This is a genomic window from Acidisphaera rubrifaciens HS-AP3, from assembly GCF_000964365.1.
Taxonomy (GTDB): domain Bacteria; phylum Pseudomonadota; class Alphaproteobacteria; order Acetobacterales; family Acetobacteraceae; genus Acidisphaera; species Acidisphaera rubrifaciens.
This window is the reverse complement of the sequence record NZ_BANB01000674.1, coordinates 1-768: the sequence shown is the minus strand read 5'-3', so window position 1 is coordinate 768 and position 768 is coordinate 1. Positions and strand designations below refer to the sequence as shown.

The following is a 768-nucleotide window of genomic DNA, read 5'->3' as shown; positions in this document are numbered from 1 at the left end:
CGCCCGAAGTGCTGTCCAGCATGTCTCTCTCCCGCGTGCCACCAATGCTCGGCCGACGTCTGTATCCCATGCATGCGGGGCCGGGTCGCAGGCCGGCGCGCGCCCTGTCAAGCAGCAGCGGCACGGCCGTGCCGCGACGCGGAAAAGCCTTTTGCATTGCACGGCAAAGCGCGGGACAACCGGCGCATGACCGATATGCTCCTTCCCACCGGGCCTGTGCCCCCCGCCGACGATCCAGCTGCCCCCTATACCGTCGCCGTTTTCTGCGGCGCCCAGTCCGGCGTCGGGCCGGCCTATCGCGCCGCCGCCGAGGCGCTCGGCACCGGTCTCGCCCGCCGCGGCATGCGCATCGTGTTCGGCGGCGGCCGGATCGGGCTGATGGGCGCGGTGGCGGACGCCGCCCTCGCCGCCGGCGGCACCGTGATCGGCGTGATCCCGGAGTTCCTGACGCAGTGGGAAGTCGCCCATGCCGGGGCGACGGAGATGATCATCACCGACAGCATGCACACCCGCAAACGGCGGATGTTCGACCTGTCGCACGCCTTCCTGTCGATGCCGGGCGGGCTCGGCACGTTCGACGAGACATTCGAGATCATCACCTGGCGGCAACTGCGGCTGCACGACAAGCCGATCCTTCTGGTGGACGTCGACGGATCGGCGCAGCCGGTACACGGCGCGGTCGAGACGGCGATCGGCCTCGGTTTCGCCAAGCCCGAGGTGCGGCGGCTGTACGAGCGCTGTCCCGGCGTGGCGGCGGCGCTCGCCCGC

General features: G+C 71.0%; 1 protein-coding gene. It reads left to right on the top strand.

The window, feature by feature from the left end:
- Window positions 1-195: 195 nt before the first annotated feature.
- On the top strand, window positions 196-768 hold a 573-nt coding region (locus B8460_RS16215), incomplete at its 3' end, for an LOG family protein (RefSeq protein WP_048862653.1).